Source organism: Streptomyces sp. NPDC028711 (genome assembly GCF_055565415.1).
Map to the genome: position 1 here is coordinate 209,127 of NZ_JBVHUJ010000008.1, position 17,335 is coordinate 226,461.

Annotated in this window: 15 protein-coding genes; 7 read left to right on the forward strand and 8 right to left on the reverse strand. The window is 72.7% G+C overall.

The features are described from left to right. Nucleotide 1: 1 nt before the first annotated feature. Nucleotides 2-1,045 carry an energy-coupling factor ABC transporter permease gene (locus ACZ4VK_RS24760; RefSeq protein WP_468355827.1) on the reverse strand — a complete coding sequence of 348 codons (1,044 nt, stop codon included), beginning with the start codon at nucleotides 1,043-1,045 and terminating at the stop codon, nucleotides 2-4. Nucleotides 1,046-1,235: 190 nt separating this feature from the next. On the opposite strand from ACZ4VK_RS24760, the gene ACZ4VK_RS24765 reads away from it, so the two are divergent. After that, nucleotides 1,236-1,595 carry an SsgA family sporulation/cell division regulator gene (locus ACZ4VK_RS24765; protein WP_468355829.1) on the forward strand — a complete coding sequence of 120 codons (360 nt, stop codon included), beginning with the start codon at nucleotides 1,236-1,238 and terminating at the stop codon, nucleotides 1,593-1,595. 38 nt (nucleotides 1,596-1,633) lie between these two features. On the opposite strand, the gene ACZ4VK_RS24770 is transcribed toward ACZ4VK_RS24765, so the two are convergent. Both ACZ4VK_RS24770 and ACZ4VK_RS24775 read right to left on the reverse strand, forming a co-directional pair. Further along, entirely contained in the window at nucleotides 1,634-3,826 is a 2,193-nt protein-coding gene (locus ACZ4VK_RS24770) for an MMPL family transporter (RefSeq protein ID WP_468355832.1), read from the reverse strand. A gap of 107 nt (nucleotides 3,827-3,933) precedes the next feature. After that, complete coding sequence (locus ACZ4VK_RS24775; RefSeq protein WP_468355835.1) at nucleotides 3,934-4,506, reverse strand: TetR/AcrR family transcriptional regulator; 573 nt, start codon at nucleotides 4,504-4,506, stop codon at nucleotides 3,934-3,936. Between the two features lie 183 nt (nucleotides 4,507-4,689). Between ACZ4VK_RS24775 and ACZ4VK_RS24780 the strand changes: the two genes are divergently transcribed. Continuing rightward, the gene (locus ACZ4VK_RS24780) at nucleotides 4,690-7,980 is read left to right on the forward strand and encodes a S41 family peptidase (RefSeq protein WP_468355837.1); all 3,291 of its coding nucleotides are present in this window, start codon (nucleotides 4,690-4,692) and stop codon (nucleotides 7,978-7,980) included. On the opposite strand, the gene ACZ4VK_RS24785 is transcribed toward ACZ4VK_RS24780, so the two are convergent. The 5 genes from ACZ4VK_RS24785 to ACZ4VK_RS24805 form a co-directional block, all read right to left on the reverse strand. Continuing rightward, nucleotides 7,977-8,468, reverse strand: a complete 492-nt coding sequence (locus ACZ4VK_RS24785) for a GNAT family N-acetyltransferase (protein ID WP_468355840.1) — start codon at nucleotides 8,466-8,468, stop codon at nucleotides 7,977-7,979. The two genes, ACZ4VK_RS24780 and ACZ4VK_RS24785, sit on opposite strands and share 4 nt — an antisense overlap. A gap of 107 nt (nucleotides 8,469-8,575) precedes the next feature. Then, nucleotides 8,576-8,806: a hypothetical protein gene (locus ACZ4VK_RS24790; protein WP_468355843.1), complete on the reverse strand. Its 231-nt coding sequence runs from the start codon at nucleotides 8,804-8,806 to the stop codon at nucleotides 8,576-8,578. Between the two features lie 161 nt (nucleotides 8,807-8,967). Further along, nucleotides 8,968-9,849, reverse strand: a complete 882-nt coding sequence (locus ACZ4VK_RS24795; RefSeq protein ID WP_468355846.1) for an SDR family oxidoreductase — start codon at nucleotides 9,847-9,849, stop codon at nucleotides 8,968-8,970. Beyond that, complete coding sequence (locus tag ACZ4VK_RS24800; RefSeq protein WP_468355849.1) at nucleotides 9,846-10,796, reverse strand: alpha/beta fold hydrolase; 951 nt, start codon at nucleotides 10,794-10,796, stop codon at nucleotides 9,846-9,848. The genes ACZ4VK_RS24795 and ACZ4VK_RS24800 overlap by 4 nt, the downstream gene beginning before the upstream one ends. Further along, nucleotides 10,793-12,331 (reverse strand): flavin-containing monooxygenase, encoded by a 1,539-nt coding sequence (locus tag ACZ4VK_RS24805; protein ID WP_468355852.1) that lies wholly within the window; start codon nucleotides 12,329-12,331, stop codon nucleotides 10,793-10,795. Before ACZ4VK_RS24805 ends, ACZ4VK_RS24800 begins: the two co-directional genes overlap by 4 nt. A gap of 200 nt (nucleotides 12,332-12,531) precedes the next feature. Between ACZ4VK_RS24805 and ACZ4VK_RS24810 the strand changes: the two genes are divergently transcribed. The 5 genes from ACZ4VK_RS24810 (at nucleotide 12,532) to ACZ4VK_RS24830 (ending at nucleotide 17,132) form a co-directional block, all read left to right on the forward strand. Further along, nucleotides 12,532-13,170 (forward strand): MerR family transcriptional regulator, encoded by a 639-nt coding sequence (locus ACZ4VK_RS24810; RefSeq protein WP_468356366.1) that lies wholly within the window; start codon nucleotides 12,532-12,534, stop codon nucleotides 13,168-13,170. Nucleotides 13,171-13,249: 79 nt separating this feature from the next. Beyond that, entirely contained in the window at nucleotides 13,250-13,861 is a 612-nt protein-coding gene (locus ACZ4VK_RS24815) for a hypothetical protein (protein WP_468355855.1), read from the forward strand. 3 nt (nucleotides 13,862-13,864) lie between these two features. Then, nucleotides 13,865-15,193, forward strand: coding sequence for a peptidoglycan-binding protein (locus ACZ4VK_RS24820; protein WP_468355858.1), 1,329 nt, complete (start codon nucleotides 13,865-13,867; stop codon nucleotides 15,191-15,193). Further along, nucleotides 15,190-15,906 (forward strand): ABC transporter ATP-binding protein, encoded by a 717-nt coding sequence (locus ACZ4VK_RS24825; RefSeq protein WP_468355861.1) that lies wholly within the window; start codon nucleotides 15,190-15,192, stop codon nucleotides 15,904-15,906. Before ACZ4VK_RS24820 ends, ACZ4VK_RS24825 begins: the two co-directional genes overlap by 4 nt. Next, nucleotides 15,903-17,132 (forward strand): ABC transporter permease, encoded by a 1,230-nt coding sequence (locus ACZ4VK_RS24830; RefSeq protein ID WP_468355864.1) that lies wholly within the window; start codon nucleotides 15,903-15,905, stop codon nucleotides 17,130-17,132. The genes ACZ4VK_RS24825 and ACZ4VK_RS24830 overlap by 4 nt, the downstream gene beginning before the upstream one ends. Nucleotides 17,133-17,335 lie beyond the last annotated feature (203 nt).

The window sequence follows — 17,335 nt, forward strand, 5'->3', positions numbered from 1 at the left end:
GTCAGACCTGCGCCCCGGTCTCGTTCCTGCGGCGCCGGACCGCCCAGAACGCACCGGTGCCGACGGCGAGGGTCGCGCCCACGCCGATGACTCCGGCGAGGCCGCCGGAGAGGCGGGCGGTCTCGACGCCCTCGACGCCGTAGTCGGCGAGCGGCGAGCCGGCGGCGGCGTGCTCCTCGGCCTTGCTGTCGAAGCCCTTGTCGGCGGCGACCTTCTCCAGGCCGTCGGGGCTCGCGGAGGCGTAGAAGGAGACGAAGCCGGCGAGGACGAGGGCGGTGACGACACCGCCGATCCACAGCTTCTTCGGTGAGCCGCTGTGCACGGAGGGGGCCGCGGGGGCCGCGTCGACCAGCTCGCCGTCGACGCGGAGCTTGAGCGGCGCGGTCAGGCCGCGTGCGCCGTACACGAGGTCGGGGCGGACGGCGATGACCGCGCCGACGGTCAGCATGGTGATGACGGCCTCGCCGACGCCGATGAGGACGTGGACGCCGACCATGGCCGTGAGGACCTTGCCCAGCGGGACGTCGGTGGTGCCGCCGATCGCGTAGAGCAGGGTGAAGGCGGCGGCCGACGCCGGTACGGAGACGAGCGCGGCGACGAAGGAGGCCGCGGTCACCGAGGCGCGGGTGCGGGGCAGCAGGAGGACGAGGCCGCGGAAGAGCGCGTAGGCGACGACGACGGTGACGACGCCCATGACGGTGATGTTGACGCCGAGGGCGGTGAGGCCGCCGTCGGCGAAGAGGATGCCCTGCATGAGCAGGACGACGGCGATGCACAGGACGCCGGTCCAGGGCCCGACGAGGATCGCGGCGAGCGCGCCGCCGAGCAGGTGTCCGCTGGTTCCGGCGGCGACCGGGAAGTTCAGCATCTGCACGGCGAAGACGAAGGCGGCGACGAGCCCGGCGAGCGGGGCCGTGCGGTCTCCCCCGTGGCCGTCGTCCAGTTCGCGGCGGGCGCCCCGCAGGCTCACGGCGACGGCGCCGGCGGCGACGACACCGGCGGCGACCGACACGGGGGCGTTGATGAATCCGTCAGGTACATGCACGTACTGAATGATGAGCGCTTCTGCGAAGCACTTGCAAGAGCGCACGGGTCACAGAACAGCGGCGCGCACGCCCGGCGCGCCCGCGCACGTGAGCCCGCACACACCCGGAGCCCTCCACGCATGCGCCGCGCGCCCGAAGGGAAGGAGTGGAACATTAGTCGATAAGAGGACAAACCGTGAGGAGCCCCCGATGGCCGCCGCGCACGACCGCGAAGTCGACGACCACGCCAAGGGCCGGATCATCAGCGACGCACCGCTCTCCCGACCCGTCCCGGTGGCCCTCCGCTACGACCCGGACTTCTCCCCGGCGACCGTACGGTTCGTCTTCCCCCACGACGTCGAGTGGTCCTTCCCCCGCACCCTCCTGGAGCACGGGCTCCGCGTCCCGTCCCGCCGCGGCGACATCGAGGTGTGGCCCTGCGGGCGGGTGCAGACGGTCGTCGAGTTCCACGCGGACGACGGGGTCGCCGTCGTCCAGTTCGACACCGCCGCCCTGCTGCGCTTCCTCCGGCACACGTACGCCGCCGGTGCGTCGATGACGACACACTGACGGCGTACGCGCGGAGCGAGGACGGCGGAGGCGCGTGATCAGACCTTCACGAGGTCCGGCTTCGCGCCGGCGTCCTCCCCGATGTGCTTCGCGAGGGCCTCACCCTCGACGTCGACGTTCGGCAGGATCCGGTCCAGCCACTTCGGCAGCCACCAGGCCTTGTGCCCGAGGAGCGCGAGCACGGCCGGGACGATCGCCATGCGGACCACGAAGGCGTCGAAGAGGACCGCGACCGCCAGGCCGAAGCCGATCATCTTGATCATCTGGTCCGTCATGCCGATGAAGCCGGCGAAGACCGCGATCATGATCACCGCGGCGGCGGTGACCACCCGGGCGCTGTGCCGGAAGCCGGTCACGATCGCCTCGCCGGGCCGCTCCCCGTGGACGTACGCCTCGCGCATCCGGGTGACGAGGAAGACCTCGTAGTCCATCGCGAGACCGAAGACGACACCCACCATGAAGATCGGCATCATCGACATGATCGGGCCGGTCTGCTCGACCCCGAAGAGGCTTCCGAGCCAGCCCCACTGGAAGACCGCGACGACCGCGCCGAGGGCCGCGACCACCGAGAGCAGGAAGCCGAGGGCCGCCTTCAGGGGGACGAGGACCGAGCGGAAGACCAGGGTCAGGAGCAGGAAGGCCAGGCCGACGACGAGGGCCAGGTACGGCACCAGGGCGTCGTTCATCTTCTGCGAGAAGTCGATGTTCATCGCGGTGGCGCCGGTGACGAGCACGTCGTCGCCGGTGGCGTCACGGATGTCGTGGACCAGGCTCTCGGTGGCGGCCGAGGACGGCCGGTCCTTCGGGACCACCGTGATCATCGCGGCGTCGCCGGCCTTGTTCGGGGTCGCCGGGGTGACCGCGGCCCAGCCGTCGAGGCCCTTGATCGTGGAGACCGCCCGGTCGGCGGTCGCCTTGTCGCCGTCGACGACGACGAGCAGAGGCCCGTTGAAGCCGGGGCCGAAGCCGTCCGAGAGGGCGTCGTACGCCCGGCGCTCGCTGGTGGAGGTCGGCTTGACGCCGTCGTCCGGGAGGCCCATCTCCAGGGAGGCGGCGGGCAGCGCGATCGCACCGAGGCCGAGGACGCCGACGACGAGCACCATCACGGGGCGGCGGATGACGAAGCGGGCCCAGCGGGTGCCGCCGTTGGGCTTGCCCTCGGCCTTCTTCGCGTCGCCGTCGGCCTTCTTCGCGCCGCCGTGGGCCTGCTTGCGCTGCTTGCGGCCGATGACCTTGTCGCCGGCGAAGCCCAGCAGGGCGGGGATCAGGGTGAGCGCGATCAGTACGGCGATCACGACCGTGCCGGCCGCGGCGAAGCCCATCTTCGTCAGCATCGGGATGTTGACGACGGCCAGGCCGACCAGGGCGATGACGACGGTGAGTCCGGCGAAGACGACGGCGGAGCCGGCCGTGCCGACCGCGCGGCCCGCGGCCTCCTCCTTCTCGCGGCCCTCGGCGAGCTCCGCGCGGTAGCGGGAGACGATGAAGAGGGCGTAGTCGATGCCGACCGCGAGGCCGATCATCATCGCGAGGGTCGAGGTGGAGTTGCCGAGGTCGAGGAGGTTCGCGAGCGCAGCGATCGACGAGACGCCGATGCCGACGCCGATGATCGCCGTGAGCAGCGGGAGTCCGGCGGCGACGAGCGAGCCGAAGGTCAGGACGAGCACGATGCCGGCGATGACCACGCCGATCGCCTCGCTCGCGCCCTGCTCGGGCATGGTCTGGAGGGCGTCACCGCCGACCTCGACGGTGAGTCCCTTGCCCTGGGCGTTGTGACCGGCCTGGGTGAGGGCCTCGCGGGTCTCGTCGGTGAGCTCCATCGCGTTGACCTTGTAGGCGACGGAGACGTAGGCGGTGGAGCCGTCGCGGGACACGGCCTGCGCGGCGTACGGGTCGGCGACCGAGACGATCTGGTCCGAGCCGGACTTCAGCGCGGCGACGGTCTCCTCGACGACGGCCTTGTGGGCCGGGTCGGTCATCTTCTGGCCCTCGGGGGCCTTGAAGACGACTCGGGCGGTGGCACCGTCGGCGCCGGCGCCCGGGAAGCGCTCTTCGAGCAGGTCGAAGGCGCGCTGGGCCTCGGTGCCCGGGATCGAGAAGGAGCTGGAGGTCGCGACGGGTGCGGTGGCGGCGCCGATCCCGGCGACCGCCAGGAGGGCCACCCAGAGGAGGGCGACGAGCCGTCGGCGCCGGAAGGCGGAACGGCCCAGGTTATAGAGAAACGTGGCCACGGGGGCGTACTCCCATTGTGGGGTGGGACAGGGCATGGGGAGCCGGCCCGACGGCGTGAGCGGTTCGACGTCAGGTGGAGCGAAGGGTCGATCGGTACGGGTGGGGCTCAGACGCCGAGTGAGGGGAGCACGACGGCGTCGACGTACACGGTGAGGAACGCGCGGTCGACCGGCTGATCGTCGATCAGCGGCCGGGCGACGAACGCACCGATCAGCATGTGGGGAACGAGCTTCAGCGCCGGGTTGGCGGCGTCGACCTCTCCCCTGCGGACCGCTCGGCGCAGCACTTCGTCGAGGCCGTTCATCTCGGGTTCGATGAGCAGCTCGCGCAGCGCCCGGTGCAGTTCGGGGTTGGTGTGGACGGCATGGGCCAGACCCCGCATCAGCGCGGAGTCCTTCTCCATCTGGCAGTCGTCGGTCCGTGACATCAGCTCGTGGAAGTCGCCGCGCAGCGAGCCGGTGTCGATCTCGGAGAGATCGGCCGGCTTGTTGTCGCGCAGCGCCCTGGCGACCAGCTCGGGCTTGCTCCCCCACTGGCGGTAGAGGGTGGCCTTGCTGGAGTGGGTGCGGGAGGCGACGGCGTCCATGGTGAGGGCGTCGTAGCCGACTTCGCGGAGGAGGTCGAGCACGGCCGCGTACAGCTCGGACTCCCGCTCGGGAGTGAGTCTGCTGCGTGCCATGGCCGGTGCCTCCGGTCGAGTACTCGAACGAAACGGTTTCGTACAGTACGAAGATACCCCCGCCCTCAGCGAAACGAAACCGTTTCGTACGTGTCCTGGGCCACACGCGAAGTCCACACAGGACAGGACGCCCGCATACACGTACGAGTTGCCTGACCCCCTCCGCGCGGAAAGCATGAGGAGGTGAGCCACGACGTCGCGTACCTCCGTTTTCCGCACCTCCACGACGACCTGCTGTGCTTCGCCGCCGAGGACGATCTGTGGATCGCCCCGCTCGTCCCCGAGGGCCGGCGCCCCGGCCGGGCGTGGCGGCTGACCGTCGACAGGACACGGGTCGGCCACCCGCGCTTCTCGCCGGACGGACGCCGGATCGCGTACACGAACTGGCGCAGCCTCGACCCCGAGATCCATCTCGTCCCCATCGAGGGCGGACCCGCCCGGCGGCTCAGCTACTGGGGCTCCACCGACACCCGGGTCTGCGGCTGGACGCCCCCCGACAAGGACGGCCGCTCCGAGATCCTCGCCGTCTCCTCGCACGGGCAGCCCTTCTCGTACTACTCCTGGGCCTACACCGTCCCCACCGACGGCTCGCCCGGCAGGCGCCTCCCCTGGGGCCCGGTCTCCGACATCGGCGTCATCGACGACCACGAGGGGGAGCGGCGAACCCTCCTCCTCACCGGGAAGCCGCCGCACGAGCCGGCCGCCTGGAAGCGGTACCTCGGCGGCGCCACCGGCCGCCTCTGGCTGCACGGCGAACGGCTGTTGCCCGACATCGGCGGCCACCTCGACTGCCCCATGGCCGTCGACGGGCGGATCGCGTTCCTCTCCGACCACGAGGGCATCGGCAACCTGTACTCCTGCCTGCCCGACGGCACCGATCTGCGCCGCCACACCGACCACGACGAGTTCTACGCCCGGCACGCCTCCAGCGACGGACGCCGGGTCGTCTACCAGTGCGCCGGCGACCTGTGGATCGTCGACGACCTCACCCCCGGCTCCCGCCCCCGGAAGCTGGAGGTGCGGCTCGGCGGCCAGCGCGTCGGCCGACGCCCCTACCAGGTGCCCGCCGCCCTCCACATCGACGCGCTCTCCGTCGACGAGACCGGCCGCGCCAGCGCCGTCTCCGTGCGCGGCAGCCTGTACTGGCTGACGCACCGCGACGGCCCGGCCCGCACGATCATCGACGAGCCGGGCGTCCGGGTCCGGCTCCCCGAGATGCTCGGCAGCGGCGGCCAGGTCGCGTACGTCACGGACGCCGAGGGCGAGGACGCCGTCGAGGTCGGCTATCTGCCGCGCGCCAGCGGCGACCGGCCGCCGCGCCGGCTCGCCTCGGGCGACCTCGGCCGGGTCGAGGAACTCGTCGCCGACCCCGACGGCGAACGCCTCGCCATCGCCTCCCACGACGGACGCCTCCTCCTCCTGGACGCGACGGAGGACTCCAACGGCGAGGTCACCGAACTGATCAGGTCCGTCAACGGCCCCGTCCGCGACCTCGCCTTCTCCCCCGACGGCGACTGGATCACCTGGTCCCACCCCGGCATCGGCCGCTCCCTGCGCTCCATCAAGATGGCCCGGATCGCGGGGCCAGGCGCCCGGACCGTCGTCGACGTCACCAACGGGCGTTTCGAGGACGAGAACCCCGTCTTCACCCGCGACGGCCGCTACCTCGCCTTCCTCTCCTGGCGGGGCTTCGACCCGGTGTACGACGTCCACACCGGCGACCTGTCGTTCCCGCTCGGCTGCCGCCCCTACCTCGTCCCGCTCTCCTCCGCCACGCCCTCCCCGTTCGCGCTGCTCCCCGACGGGCGCCCGGCGGCCGGCGGCCTCGACCCCGCCGACGACGACACGGACACCGGCGACGGCACCGTCACCGTCGAGATCGAGGGGCTGCCCGAGCGGGTCACCCCCATCCCCGTCGCCGCCTCCAAGTACTCCGCCCTGCACCCGGTCAGCGGCGGCGGCCTGGTCTGGCTGCGCTGGCCCATCTCCGGCGCCCTCGGCGAGACCTTCGCCAACCCGGCCGACACCTCGGGCCGCCCCACCCTGGAGCACTTCTCCATCGTGAAGGCCCGCAAGAGCGAACTCGCCAAGGACCTCGACTGGTTCTCGGTCAGCGGCGACGGCACCCGCCTCGTCGTCGCCGACGAGGGCGAGCTTCGGGCCGTGCCCGCCACCGAGCCCGGGGACGGCGACTCCACCGTCTACCTGGACCTGCGGCGCATCCTGCACGAGGTCGACCCGGGCGCCGAATGGCGGCAGGCCTTCGACGAGGCCGGCCGGATCGTCCGCGCCTACTTCTGGGAACCGGGCATGGGCGGGGTCGACTGGACGGCCGTCCTCGACCAGTACCGGCCGCTCGTCGAACGGGTCGCTTCCCCCGACGAGTTCGCCGACCTGCTCCGCGAGGTTATGGGCGAACTGGGCACCTCCCACGCGTACGTCACCCCCGCCCGCCGCAACGAGGGACCGCCGCACTACCAGCGGCCCATGGGGCTCCTCGGCGCCAACCTCGTCCCGCGCGAGGCCGGCTGGACGGTGAAGCGGATCCTGCCCGGCGAATCCTCCGACTCCAAGGCCCGCTCGCCGCTCGCCGGCACCGGCATCCGCGAGGGCGCCGTCCTCACCCATGTCGACGGTCGGCCCGTCGACCCGGTCACCGGCCCGTACCCGCTGCTCTCCGGCACCGGCGGCACCACCGTCGAGCTCACCTTCACCCCAGCCGAGGGCGAGGGCCGCGCCCGCCGCGTCGCCGTCGTCCCCCTCGTCGACGAACGCCCGCTGCGCTACCAGGACTGGGTCGCCAAACGCCGTGCGGTGGTACGGGAGGTCAGCGGCGGCCGCTGCGGCTACCTCCACATCCCCGACATGGGCGGCTCCGGCTGGGCCCAGTTCAACCGCGACCTGCGCATGGAGGTCTCCCGGCCCGCGCTCATCGTCGACGTACGCGGCAACGCCGGCGGCAACATCAGCGAACTCGTCATCGAGAAGCTCACCCGCCGGATCCTCGGCTGGGACCTCACCCGGAACGCCCAGCCCGTCGCCTACGCCTCGAACGCCCCGCGCGGCCCCGTCGTCGCCCTGGCCGACGAGGCCACGTCATCGGACGGCGACATGATCACCGCCGCCTTCAAGCTCCTGGGCCTCGGCCCCGTCGTCGGACAGCGCACCTGGGGCGGTGTCGTCGGCATGACGGGCCGCCACCGGCTCGGCGACGGCACGCAGATCACGGTCCCGATGAACGCGGCCTGGTTCCCCGAGTACGGCTGGTCCCTGGAGAACCACGGCGTCGAACCCGACCTCGCGATCCTCCGCACCCCCCTGGACTGGGCGGAGGGCCGCCACGCCCAGCTGGACGACGCGGTCCACGTGGCCCTCGCCCTCCTGACGGAGACCCCGGCGGCGAGCCCTCCGGGCTACGAGAACCTCCCGGACCGCTCCCGCCCGAAGCTCCCCCCGAGGCCGGACACTCCCTAAGAATTCAGCCCGAGGTCCAACTCGTACGACGTCCCCGCCCGCCCGTCGATCGTCACGCTCCCGACCGCACCGAAGCCGACCCGCCCGAGCACGGCCCTCGACCCCTCGTTGTCGAGGGTCGTGACGGCGGTCAGCCGGCTGAGCCCGTACTCCTCACGCGCCAGCCGGCACACCTCCCGCACTCCGGCCGTCGCCACCCCGCGCCCGGTCGCCCGCTCGGCCACCCGGTACCCGAGCTCCGCGCCCCCGTCGGCGACGTCGACCAGATTGAACCGCCCGAGGATCTCCCCGCCCTCCCCCACCAGCACATGGAAGTGGATCGCCCCGGTCTCCTGCTCGTCGAGCAGCGCCCGGTGCCGCTCCTCGAAATCGCTGAAGTACGCGTCCCCCCGGTCGGGCACGGACGCGGCGAAGTACCCCCGGTTCTCCCACTCGAAGACGAGCAGGGCGGGGGCGTGATCGGTGCGCAGTCGCTCAAGTACGGCCATGGACGACACCGTACGAAGATCCGGCGCGGTACACGTACAACTTTTCGGCCCACACGCGCGAAGGCGCACCCGGTGTCGCGGGTGCGCCTCGCTGGTGGAACGCCGGGTCAGACGCCGGACTCCCGGTCCATGCGCTCCCGGTCCTTGCGCTCCTGGTCCAGGCGGTCCTGCTCCAGGCGGTCCGGGGTCCCCTGCTGGCCCCTGCGGGTCCCTTCTTCGGCGCGCTCGCGGCCCTGGGAGGCGCGGGAGGACGCTTCGTCCTTCGCCTTGCCCATGGCCTCCTTGGCCTGCTGCTTCGCCTGCGCCGCCTTGTCCTTGAACTGGTCCTGCATGCCCATGGAATTTCACTCCTAGAAGGCTGTGTGGGGAGGGGACTTCATGCCCCTCGGGCCACGACCAGCGTTGCACGAGCGAACACCCTGCGCATGTCGATCAGTCACGGAACGTGAGCACCGGCCGTTTCAGCCCGACTGCCAGGCCCGGCCGCCCGGTCCGGCCGTCAGGCCCGCTCCGACCGTGCCTGCTCGTCGGCTGCGCCGCCCGCGCCCACCAGTCCCTTGGACACCGAACCGAGCCGGGGCTCGAAGCGCTTCATCTCGCGCTGCCCGACCGTGGCGATGATGCCCGGCAGATAACCCCGGACCGACTGCATCCCGCGCAGCCACCACTGCGCGTACACATGGGGGGAGCGCCGCTCGATGCCCGCCACGATCCGGTCGACGGCCGGGCCGAGGGGGTACGTGCGGTTCGAGGGCCACGGCAGCCGCTGCCGCAGCTCCTTCATCACGTCATCCTGGTCGGCGCCCCGCACCATGTCCGTGTCGGTCCAGGAGAGATAGCCGACGCCGACCTTCACCCCCTTGTACGCGACCTCGGCGCGCAGGCTGTGCGCGAAGGCCTCGACGCCCGACTTGGAGGCGCAGTACGCCGTCATCATCGGCGCCGGGGTGAGAGCGGCGAGCGAGGCGATCTGGAGGAAGTACCCGCGGGACTCCATGAGGACCGGCAGGAACGCCCGGCCGGTGACCGCGCCGCCGATCAGGTTGACCTCGATGACCCGCCGCCAGGCGTCCGGATCGGAGTCGACGAACGGTCCGCCCGCGGCCACACCGGCGTTGGCGACGACGATGTCGACCTTGCCGAACCGCTCCTTCACCTCGGCCGCGACCTTCGCCATCGCCTCGTGGTCGGTGACGTCGGCGTGCCACCAGTCGGCCTCGGTGTGCAGCCGCCCGGCGACGTCCTTGAGCTGCTCCGGCTCCAGGCCGACGAGCGCGATCTTCGCGCCGCGCGCGGAGAGCTTGCGGGCGAGGAGTTCACCGACCCCGCGCGCGCCTCCGGTGACGACCGCGACCTGTCCTTCCAGGCTCACCCTGCTCATGCCTGCTCCCTCTCCTTCTCCTGATCCTGCTCCTGATCCTGCTCCCCGTCCCCGGCCGTCACGCCCAGGTAGGTGAGGGTCAGTTCGCGGATCTGCGCGGTGACGGCCTCGGGGGCCTCCACCGGTGTCATGTGGCCCATGCCGGCCAGTTCGACGAGGCCCGTGCAGTGCGGCAGCGCCTCCGCCATCGCGCGGGAGTGGACGGCCGGGGTGAGCCGGTCGGCGGTGCCGACGATCACGGCCACGGGCAGCCGCAGCCCCCGCAGTCCCGCGCCGAGATCGAGTCCGGCGAGGACCTGTGACCAGCCGTACCGGGAGGCGCGGGGGCAGGCGTGCACGATCCGCGCGCAGGCGTCGACCCGCTCGGGCGCCGAACCGGGGCCCATCGTCGCGTACTTGAGGATCTTCTTCGAGACGGCGTTGACCGGCCCGAGCGGTGCCTTCGCGCCCAGGACGGCCCGCGTGAGCCGGGTGCGCAGACCGCCCGGCCGCAGGGGCACCACGGTGGCCTCGGCCGTCAGCCGGGAGGGCCCGGTGGAGCAGAGCAGGACGGCGGCGGCGTGCTGTCGGAAGCGGGGGCGACCGGAGGCCGCCATGATCGTCATGCCGCCCATGGAGTGACCGGCGAGGACGGCCCGTTCGCCGGGGCCGAGGGTGGCGGCGAGCACGGCCTCCAGGTCGTCGGCGAGCGCCGTCGTCGAGTACCCGCCGGGGCCGGGCACCGGGGAGCGGCCGTGGCCGCGCTGGTCGTAGGCGATGACCCGGTGGTCGGCGGCGAGCGCCCGTATCTGCTCGGCCCAGAAGGTGGTCGAGCAGGTCCAGCCGTGGGCCAGGACGACGGCGGGGGCGCCCTCGGGGCCGTACACCTCGACGTGGACCGGGGAGCCGTCGGCGGAGACGGCGGTGAGTTCGCGGGACACGGGCAGTGAGGTCAGGTGCCGGCTCACTTCGCGGCCTCCTTCGTGCGGGCCTTCGCGGCGGCGGGCTCCGTGACGACCGGCTTCGCCGGCCCGGGCGCGCGGAGCACCTCGTACTCGGAGAGGTCGACCCGCCGGGTCTCGCGGCGGAACTCGCCCGTGGTGCCCGGCCAGAGCGTGGTGTTGCGGCCGTTGGCGTCGAGGTACCAGCTCTCGCAGCCGCCCGCCTTCCACACGGTCCGCTCCATCCGGGCCTGCACCTTGCGGTTCCAGGCGCCGACGGCGGAGGGCCGGACGGCGAGGGCGGTACGGCCGCCGAGTACGTTCAACTGGCACAGGTAGTCGGCCATGTAGTTCAGCTGGGACTCGATCATCAGGATCATCGAGGAGTTCCCGAGGCCCGTGTTGGGGCCGATGACCGTCATGAAGTTGGGGAAGCCGGCGGCGGTGGCGCCGCGCAGCGCCTCCATGCCGCCCTTCCAGCTCTCGGCGAGGGTCCTGCCCTCGGCGCCGACGATCCGTTCGGCGATCGGCATGTCGGTGACGTGGAAGCCGGTGCCGAAGACGATCGCGTCGACCTCGGTCTCGGTGCCGTCGGCGGCGACCACGGTCGAGCCGCGGACCTCGCGCAGACCGGAGGCGACGACGTCGACGTTGGGCTGCGCGACCGCCGGGTAGTACGTGCTGGAGAGCAGGATCCGCTTGCAGCCGATGCGGTACGAGGGGGTCAGCTTGGCCCGAAGGACCGGGTCCTTGATGGACTTGGCGATGTTGGCCTTGGCGAGCTTCTCGACGAGCCCGAGTTCGTTCGGGTGCTTGGTGAAGGCGCCGACCTGGAGTTCGCGGATGCCCCAGAGCAGGCCGCGGCGGAGGGTGCCGGTGACGGGCAGGGTGCGGTGGAGCCAGCGCTCGGGGCCGCTGATGGCCCGGTCCATGCGGCGCATGACCCACGGGGGCGTGCGCTGGAAGAGGGTCAGCCTGCCGACCTGGGGCTGGATCGCGGGCACGATCTGGATGGCGGAGGCGCCGGTGCCGATCATGGCGACGCGCTTGCCGGTGAGGTCGTAGTCGTGGTCCCAGCGGGCGGAGTGGAAGACCTTGCCGGGGAAGTCGGCGAGACCCGGGATGTCGGGGATCTTGGGGTCGGAGAGCGGTCCGGTCGCGGAGACGACGACCTCGGCGCTGAAGGAGCCCGCGCTGGTCTCGATCTCCCAGCGGAGCGTCTCGGCGTCCCACTCCATCCGCAGCACCTCGTGGTCGAGGCGGAGGTGGGGGCGGAGCCCGAAGGTGTCCGTGACATGCTCCAGGTAGGCGCGGATGTGGCGCTGTCCCGAGAAGGTCCGCGGCCAGTCGGGGTTGGGCGCGAAGGAGAAGGAGTAGAGGTGGGAGGGGACGTCGCAGGCGCAGCCGGGGTAGCTGTTGTCCCGCCAGGTGCCGCCCACGGAGTCGGCCCGCTCCAGGACCACGAAGTCGGTGATGCCCTCGCGGCGCAGCCGGACCGCGGCGCCGAGGCCACCGAATCCCGATCCGATCACCGCCACCCGTACGTGCTCGTGCTTCGCCATGCCGCCTCCCGTACACCCGACCAATCACGCCAGCAATCACTGGCACAGTCGGGACTGTAGAGCAGCGCCCTACCGAGCGGTAGGGGTCAGGCGAGGGAAAGTTACCGGCGGTACAACATAGGCTGGCGTGCGTGGCTGAAGGATCAGACGGAGAACAGGCAGCGGCAACGGGCGCGCACCCGGGCGTACGCGAGTACCGCATGGAGGAGCTGGCGGCCGTCGCCGGGATCACCGTGCGCACCCTGCGCTTCTACCGCGAGCGCGGCCTGATCCCCCCACCCCGCCGCGAGGGCCGGATCGCCTGGTACGACGACCAGCACCTGGCCCGGCTCCGCACCATCGCCGCCCTCCTGGAGCGCGGCCACACCCTCAACGGCATCGCCGACCTCACCACCGCCTTCGAGAGCGGCCGCAACGTCCGCGAGGTCCTCGCCCTCGACGCCCCCAGCGAGGAGGAGCCCGTCCGGCTCACCCCCGAGGAACTCGCCGACCACTTCGCCGGGGAGGTCACCCCGGAGAACCTCGCGGCCGCCCTCGACCTCGGCTACCTCGTCACCGACGGCGAGGAGATCATCCACATCAGCCGCCGACTGCTCGACGTCTCCGCCGCCCTCGTCCGCGAGGGCGTCCCGCTCGCCGAGGTCCTCAAGGCGGGCGCCCGCGTCCGCGAGCACGCCGAGGCCCTCGCGGAGCTCTTCACCGACCTGCTGCGCACCCACGCCGCCGAGGACGACCTGGGGCGGCTGCGGCCGCTCGCCAAGAGCGTGGTGGAGGCCGAGCTGTCGATGGCGCTCGACCGGCGGCTGCGCCCCGCGTCCCCCGGCGAACCGGCCTCATGATCGCCTGACAGGTTCTTCAACAGTTCTTCATCACCCCCGTCCTACGGTCGGCCCCACCCACCGAGGAACGGGAGAACCGATGAGAACCAAGCGGGTGCTGCCGGCCGTGGCGGTCTCGGTCATGGCGTTCACGCTGACCGGCTGCGGCGGCGGGAGCGACGAGGCGGGGAAGATCCCGACGGCCGCGGAGGGCGGCGCGGTCGCCGGTACGGGCAGGGGGACGGGCACCGGCGGAGACGGCAGCGGCTCCGGCTCCGGCTCCGGCAAGGACGAGGTCGCCGCGTACGTCGAGGCCCGGCGCGCCTGGGTGTCCTGCCTGCGCGAGAACGGCATCGACGCCCCCGACCCGGACGCGAACGGCCAGGTCGACCTCGGCGACAACGTGGCCCTGAAGAAGAACCCGACCTTCCTCAAGGCCTCGGAGAAGTGCGCGCCGCTCAACCAGACGGTCCCCAGGGAGGTCGAGCGCAGGCTGGCGCCCAAGCTCACCCCCGAACAGATCAAGACCCAGTTCGCGTTCGCCGACTGCATGCAGAAGAACGGCGCCCCCGACTTCCCCGACCCGGAGCCCGACGGCAACGTGTACGGGGACATTCAGTGGGACTCGACGACGGCCGCGGCCAAGCAGGCCGCCCGCACCTGCGCCCCGATCATCGGAGAGCCCGTCGAGCAGGGCCCGGGCAAGGGCTGAGCGATGAGCGGGATGTTCACGGACAGGGACGACGAGGACACGGCCGGGTTCGGGGAGTTCGGGGAGGCGGAGCCGATGCGGGAGGGGACGGCTCCCTCGGGCACCCCCGGACGCCGGAGGCGCCGTACCGTCCTCATCACCGCCGCCTTCGTCGTGGTCACGGCGGTCGCCGTGGTCGGCGCGCTCGGCCTCGGGGGTGGCGGCGGCGAGGGCCCGGAGGCCCCGCCGCGAGCGGGTGCCACGGTCGCCGTCACCCGCACCACCCTGGTCGAACGGACCAAGGTCGAGGGCACGTTGGGGTACGGGACGGAGATTCCGCTGCCGGTCAAGGCGACCGGCACGGTCACCTGGCTCCCGGAGGCGGGCGCGACCGCCGAGCGCGGGGACACCCTGCTGCGGGTCGACGACCGGCCGGTGGTGCTGCTCTACGGGACGCTGCCGATGTACCGCGAACTGGGCCTTACGACGGCCACGCCGGCACCGGAGTCCGGCGCCTCCACGCCACCGGCGCCGGGGGGCGCCGGAGGCAAGGGCTCCACCCCGGACACGGACGGGGGTACGGGCTCCGCCCCGGACGCGGGCGGGGGTACGGACTCCGGGAAGCGCACCGACACGACCACCCCGCCCCCTGCGGCGCCGCCCCAGCCGCTCCGCGGCATGGACGTCCTCCAGTTCGAGTCCAACCTCGCCGCCCTCGGCTACGACGGCTTCACCGTCGACGAGAAGTTCACCTCCGCCACCGAACGGGCCGTCAAGGACTGGCAGAAGGCGCTCGGCCTGCCCAGGACCGGCCGGATCGGCCTCGGCGACATCGTGTACGCCGCCGGCCGGGTGCGCCTCGGCCAGGCGGGCGTACGGCTCGGCGCGGCGGCCGGCGAGGACGTCCTCACCTACACCGGCACGACCCGCAAGGTCGTCGTCAACGCCTCGGCCCTCGAAGCCTCCTGGGCCGTACGCGGCGCCCACGTCACCGTCGGCCTGCCCGACGGGACCCCGGTGAAGGGCGAGGTCGCGTCCATCGGCAGGCAGGCGACCGCGCCCGAGGGAGACGGCGGGCCCCCGACCGTGCCCATCACGATCACCGTCCCCGACCAGCGGGCCCTGGGCCGCCTGGAGAGCGGCCCGGTCAGCGTCGAGTACGTGGGCCGCGAGCGCGCGAACGTGCTGACCGTCCCGGTGGCCGCCCTGGTGGCGCTCGCCGAAGGAGGGCACGGCCTGGAGACCGAGGACGGCCGCTTCGTCGCGGCCAGGACGGGCCTCTTCGCCGACGGCATGGTCGAGGTCAGCGGCCCGAAGCTCCGCGAGGGCCTGAAAGTGAGGATCCCGCAGTGAGCGCCGGCACGGACCCGGCCCCCGTGGTGGAGTTCCGCACGGTCTCGAAGACGTACCCCGGCGGAGTCACCGCGGTCCGGGACGTCAGCCTGCGGATCCGCCGGGGCGAACTCGTCGCGATCGTGGGCCCGTCGGGCTCGGGCAAATCCAGCATGCTGAACCTGATGGGCAGCCTCGACCGCCCCTCGGCCGGCCACGTCCTGGTCGACGGGCACGACGTCGCCGCCCTCACGGACCGGGAGGTCTCCGCGCTGCGGGCCACCCGGATCGGCTTCGTCTTCCAGCAGTTCCACCTGGCGGTCGGCGTCCCGGTCCTGGACTCGGTCGCCGACGGCCTCCTCTACGCCGGTGTCCCGGCCCGCCGCCGCCGGTCCCGCGCGGCCGCCGCCCTCGCCAGGGTCGGCCTGAGCCACCGCGTCCACCACCTGCCGCACCAGCTGTCCGGCGGCGAACGCCAGCGCGTCGCGGTGGCACGGGCGGTGGTCGGCGGACCCGCGGTGCTGCTCGCGGACGAACCGACCGGGAACCTGGACTCCGCGTCGGGGGCGGCGGTGCTCACGCTCCTGCGCGAGCTGCACACGGCCGGTACGACCGTCGTGGTCATCACCCACGACCGGGAGATCGCGGCCGCCCTCCCCCGCCGTATCGAGATGCGGGACGGCCGGGTGGTCGCCGACACCACCACGGAACCCAGGAGAGGAGCGCACGGATGATCCCCGCTCCCCGAGGCAGACGCGCAGGACGCCCCGGCCCCGCTCTCCGCCCGGCCCGGCTGCGCCCCGCCGATGTGATCCGCCTCGGCGGCACCGGTCTGCGCACCCGCCCGCTGCGGGTGTTCCTCTCCGCGCTCGGCATCGCGATCGGCGTCGCCGCCATGATCGCGGTGGTCGGCATCTCCGGCTCGGGCCAGGCGGAGGTGGACCGCAGGCTCGACGCGCTCGGCACCAACCTGCTGCGGGTCGCCCCCGGTGCCACCCTCAGCGGGCAGCGGACGAAGCTCCCTGCCGAGGCCGTGGCGATGATCGGCCGCATCCCCCCGGTCGACGAGGTCGCAGCCACCGGCACGACCGAGGCGAAGATCTACCGCAACGACCGGATCGCCGTCGGACGCACCGGCTCCCTCACCGTCCTCGCCGCCGACGACGGACTCCTCCCGGCGGTCGGCGGCGAACTCCGCAGGGGCCGCTGGCTGGACGCGGCGACCGCGCGCTACCCGGCGGTGGTGCTCGGCGCGACCGCCGCCCAGCGGCTCGACATGTACACCCCGGGGACCCGGGTCTGGCTGGGCGGCCGCTGGTTCTCCCTGGTCGGCGTCCTCGACCCCGTACCCCTCGCTCCGGAGCTGGACGCGGCGGCGCTCGTCGGCTGGCCGGCGGCCCGGACGTATCTGCGCTTCGACGGGCATCCGTCGACGGTGTACGTCCGGACCGAGGACAGCGCGATCACGGCGGTACGGGCGGTGCTCCCGGCCACCGCGAACCCGGCGAAACCCGCCGAGGTGCAGGTGTCCCGTCCCTCGGACGCGCTCGCGGCCCGCGAGGCCACCGAGTCGGCGCTCACCGGACTGCTCCTGGGGCTCGGCGGGGTCGCGCTGCTCGTCGGCGGGGTCGGCGTCGGCAACACCATGGTCATCTCCGTCCTGGAGCGCCGGCCGGAGATCGGCCTCCGCCGGGCGCTCGGGGCCACCCGGGGCCAGATCCGGGGCCAGTTCGTCACCGAGTCCCTGCTGCTCTCGGTGATCGGCGGGCTCGGCGGCACCGTCCTGGGGACGGCGATCACGGCGGCGTACGCCCTGAGCAGAGGGTGGCCGACGGTGGTCCCGGTGTGGGCGACGGCGGCGGGCGTGGGGGCCACCCTGGTGATCGGCGTGCTCGCGGGCCTCTATCCGGCGGTACGGGCCAGCCGCCTGGCCCCGACGGTGGCCCTGTCGGGAACGTGACCGCGTCGGTTTTCCGTCCGCCCCCGAGAAGCGGCCAATCCGGTCCCGTACCGCACGGACCGGATTGGCCTTTTCCCTCCGGTCCTGAATTCATGACTCCGAAGGACCGGAACGCATTCCGCCGCCCCGTCCGGCGACCACCACCCCGCACAAAGGCATCGGAAAAGGCTCGGGAACCGGAAGAGGAAGACGATCTCCCATCC